Source organism: Paraburkholderia sp., from assembly GCF_035948235.1.
Classification (GTDB): domain Bacteria; phylum Pseudomonadota; class Gammaproteobacteria; order Burkholderiales; family Burkholderiaceae; genus Paraburkholderia.
Map to the genome: position 1 here is coordinate 1 of NZ_DASZJJ010000001.1, position 4,044 is coordinate 4,044.

Genomic DNA, 4,044 nt, shown 5'->3' on the forward strand with positions numbered 1-4,044 from the left:
AGTTTTGTATATATTATGATCCTCCACAGATCGAATCGCCGGAGACAGGAAAGATGGAGATGATGACGCTGGGTCAAGCCAACCGTATCGCGGCCGCCGCGCTGGACGCGGCGCGCCGTGACAAACTGCGCGCCATGGCACTCGTGGTGCTCGACGCGGCGGGCCACTTGAAGCTGGCGATGCGCGAAGACGGCGCCACGTCGCTGCGTGTCGATATCGCGCACGGCAAGGCCGCCGCGGCATTCGGCATGGGCGTCAATACGCGAACGCTGCACGAACGAGCCAGCGCCAACCCGGTGTTCTTCAATGCCATCGCGCCCGCAAGCGGCGGCAAGTTCATCGCGCAGACGGGCGCGGTCGTGATCGTCGCGGCGGATGGGCAGGTGCTGGGCGCAATCGGCGCGAGCGGTGGCACCGGCGACGAGGACGAAGCCATCTGTATCGAAGGCCTGCGCGCGGTCGGCCTCGCACATCGCTAACGCGGGCCACGCCATGCAAACCGCTTACCGCTGCGCGTGCCACGGCATCGACGTTCACGCGCACATTGTGCCAGCCGAATTTCCGCGTTACCTGGGCGCAAAAGCGCCGCGCGACTGGCCGTCGATGCAAGCCGCGCACGCCTGCCATCGTCATGTGGTGATCGACGAGAAGATCTACCGCACGGTGTCCGATCTGTGCTGGGACACAGACAAGCGCGTGGCCGACATGGACGCGCAGAAGGTGGCGATCCAGGCGATCTCGCCGATGCCCGAACTGCTCTCGTACTGGATGGAAGCGGCCGACGCACTGCCGCTCCTTCAATACCTCAACGACACCATCGCGCGCATGTGCGACGCGAGCGCGGGCCGCATGGTGGGCCTGGGCGCGGTGCCGCTGCAGGACGTGGACATGGCGATCGGCGAGCTTGAGCGCCTGATGCGCACGCCAGGCTTCGCAGGCGTGGAGATCGGCAGCAATATCAATGGTGCGCCTATTGGCGCGGCGCAATTCGAGGCCTTTTTTGCGGCCTGCGAGGAACTGGGCGCGGCGGTGTTCGTCCATGCGTTGCGGCCCACGGGCAAGGAACGCCTGGTTGGTCCAGCGCAACTGGTGCAGGCGCTTGCGTTTCCCACTGACGTGGGGCTGGCCGCAGCATCCGCCATCACATCGAATCTGATCGTCAGGCATCCGAAGCTTCGTATCGCTTTCAGCCATGGCGGCGGCACGCTGGCTTCGTTGCTGCCGCGTCTGGAACAGGCAAGCCAGGTGTTCGCGCCGCTGCGGGAATCGCTTGAGCTTGCGCCGCGCGAGCAGGCGCGCCGCCTTTGGTACGACTCGCTCGTATTCGACACGCCTACGCTGCACCATCTCGTCGAGACCTTCGGCGACACGCGCGTGATGCTAGGCACCGATTATCCGTTCGCGTTCCGCGAGCGCGACCCCGTGGGAAGCGTCGAGGCGCTTAACCTCGACGCGCGCGCCGCCGAACGGCTCATCTATCGCAACGCCCGGGAATTTCTGGGCATCAGGAATGGAGCATGACATGACGCAGTGCCTCGTTACCGGCCTCAGAGGCATCGAGATCGGCGTGCCCGATCTCGAACTGGCCGCGCGCTTTTACGCGGACACCTGGCATCTCACCGAACTCACGCGCCGCCCGGAAAAGGTCTATTTTCGCGGCACGGGCGCGGCGCATCACATCCTTACGCTCACGCAGAGCGAGCGCGCCGATGTGCGCGCCATCGAATTCAGCGTGGCCGATGCGGCGCATCTCGACACGCTCGCCCATAACATCGTCGAACACGGCGGCAAGCTGGTGTCCGGCCCCGCGCCGACGACCATGCCCGGCGGCGGCACGCTGCTCGAAGCGCTCGATCCGCAGGGCCGCACGCTGCGTTTCATCGCGGGCGACCGCAGCCACGCGAATAACGAAAGCGTGAAGGACCGGCCGATCAAGATAACGCACGTCGTGCTCAACAGCGAAAGCGTGGCCGTGGCGCAGGCGTTCTTCGAAAACGCACTGGGTTTCAGGCTCTCGGACCGCACGCGCATCATGGCCTTCATGCGTTGTTCGAGCGATCACCACAGCATCGCGCTGGCGGACGCGCAGGAGAACAGTCTCAATCACATTGCCTTTGTAATGCCGGATCTCGATTCGGTAATGCGCGGCGGCGGGCGCATGAACGATGCGGGCTATCCGATCGAATGGGGCGTGGGCCGTCATGGTCCCGGCAACAACGTATTCGCCTATTTCCTTGGCCCGTTCGATTTCGTCATCGAATACACGGCAGAGGTGCAGCAAGTGGACGATTCCTACCGCACCGGTGGCCCCGACGACTGGAAATGGCCGCCAGGCCGTATCGACCAGTGGGGCGTGGGCCGCCATCCGTCTGACAAGATGAAGACCGCGCAGAAGACGATTTTCTTCCGGCCGCCGCAAGCCGAATAAAAAATAGTTCGCATACCAGATCAATTTAACCGGATCACACAAAACATCATGAAACTCGTTACTTTCCGATCGGGCGACACCACGCGTCTGGGCGTTATCGACGGCGACGATGTCGTCGACCTCAACAAGGCCGATGCTGCGGTGCCCGCCGATCTGCGCGCGGCCCTGAAAGCGGGAGTCGATCTGAACGCCGCCGCGCAACGCGCCATCGCCAGCGGCGAGCATCGCGCGCCGTTTGCTTCGCTGCAACTCGCGCCGGTCGTGCCGGAGCCGGGCAAGATCGTTTGCCTTGGCCATAACTTCTACGATCACGCGAAAGAGGGCGGCAACCTCAAGCCGGTTTATCCGCTGATTTTCTTCCGTGGCGCGTCGTCGCTGATCGCGCATGAAGATCCGGTGATCCGCCCGCGCGTGTCGGAAAAGCTCGACTACGAAGCCGAACTCATGATCGTGATCGGCAAGCGTGCGCGCCACGTCAAGCGCGAAAACGCGCTGGATTATGTGTTCGGCTATGCGTGCTTCAATGATGTGTCTGTGCGCGACTACCAGAAGCGCACGTCGCAATGGACCATTGGCAAGAATTTCGACGGCACGGGTTCGTTCGGCCCGTGGCTCGTCACCGCCGACGATCTGCCGCCGGGCGCGGAAGGTCTTTCGCTGCGTCTGATTCTCAACGGCCAGGTGATGCAGCAGGCCAGCACGAGCGACATGATCTGGGGCGTGGCCGAGACCATCGAACTGCTCAGCGAATGTCTCACGCTCGAACCCGGCGACGTGGTGGCGATGGGCACGCCCGCTGGTGTGGGCTGGGCGCGCGAGCCGTCGGTGTGGCTCAAGCACGGCGACCGCGTGGAAGTGGATATCGAACGCGTGGGCCGTCTGCAAAACACGGTGCAGGACGAAAAGAGCGCGTAACGATGGCGGCGAACAATCATTACGAAGTGGTCGTGGTCGGCTTCGGGCCGTCCGGAGCGGTGGCGGCGGGCCTGCTCGGCCAGCGCGGGCGCAAGGTGCTGTGCGTCGATCGCGCCCGCGAGGTCTATGACAAGCCGCGCGCGATCGCGGTCGATCACGAGATCATGCGCGTGTTTCAGGGCCTGGGCGTGGTCGAGCGCATTGCCGAACACGTGGCCGTGTTTCCGCCCTCGGAGTATTACGGCGTGGACGGCCAGCTCATCAAGCGCATCGACACGGTGCCCAAGCCCTGGCCGCTGGGCTACATGCCGACGATGGTGTTCACGCAGCCGCCGGTGGAAGCGGCGCTGCGCGAGCATGCGAGCGCATACGAGTCGGTCGAGGTGGCGTTGGGCACGGAACTGGTGAGCTTCGAGGAAACCGCGCAAGGCGTCACGGTCAATCTCAAAGATGACGAGGGCAATACGTGCACCGTCACGTGCGATTACCTGATTGGCTGCGATGGCGCGTCGAGCACCGTACGTACGCAACTCGGCATCGCTTATGAAGATCTCGTGTTCGACGAGCCGTGGCTTGTGGTGGATGTGCGCGTGAACGAAAGCGGTATCGAGAAGCTGCCGAAGGTGGCGGTGCAGTACTGCGAGCCGTCGCGTCCGTGCACGTATATCGTCGGGCCGGGTGGGCATCGCCGCTGGGAAATC

The 4,044-nt window shown here is 63.9% G+C and carries 5 protein-coding genes; all 5 read left to right on the forward strand.

Going from position 1 to position 4,044, the window contains the following annotated elements; genetic code table 11:
* The first annotated feature begins 53 nt into the window (after positions 1–53).
* Positions 54–479, forward strand: a complete 426-nt coding sequence (locus VG320_RS00005) for a GlcG/HbpS family heme-binding protein (RefSeq protein ID WP_327198138.1) — start codon at positions 54–56, stop codon at positions 477–479.
* A 13-nt stretch (positions 480–492) separates the two neighbouring features.
* On the forward strand, positions 493–1,521 hold the full coding sequence (locus tag VG320_RS00010) for an amidohydrolase family protein (RefSeq protein WP_327198139.1): 1,029 nt from the start codon (positions 493–495) through the stop codon (positions 1,519–1,521).
* 1 nt (position 1,522) lies between these two features.
* Complete coding sequence (locus VG320_RS00015; protein WP_327198140.1) at positions 1,523–2,428, forward strand: VOC family protein; 906 nt, start codon at positions 1,523–1,525, stop codon at positions 2,426–2,428.
* A gap of 48 nt (positions 2,429–2,476) precedes the next feature.
* Complete coding sequence (locus VG320_RS00020; RefSeq protein ID WP_327198141.1) at positions 2,477–3,343, forward strand: fumarylacetoacetate hydrolase family protein; 867 nt, start codon at positions 2,477–2,479, stop codon at positions 3,341–3,343.
* Between the two features lie 2 nt (positions 3,344–3,345).
* Positions 3,346–4,044: FAD-dependent monooxygenase (locus VG320_RS00025; protein ID WP_327198142.1), on the forward strand; the 699-nt coding region annotated here is incomplete at its 3' end.

What these genes read in the sequence shown, in the direction of transcription:
- VG320_RS00005 (WP_327198138.1), top strand. Translation starts at nt 54, where the DNA reads ATGGAGATGATGACGCTGGGTCAAGCCAACCGTATCGCGGCCGCCGCG.
- VG320_RS00010 (WP_327198139.1), top strand. Translation starts at nt 493, where the DNA reads ATGCAAACCGCTTACCGCTGCGCGTGCCACGGCATCGACGTTCACGCG.
- VG320_RS00015 (WP_327198140.1), top strand. Translation starts at nt 1,523, where the DNA reads ATGACGCAGTGCCTCGTTACCGGCCTCAGAGGCATCGAGATCGGCGTG.
- VG320_RS00020 (WP_327198141.1), top strand. Translation starts at nt 2,477, where the DNA reads ATGAAACTCGTTACTTTCCGATCGGGCGACACCACGCGTCTGGGCGTT.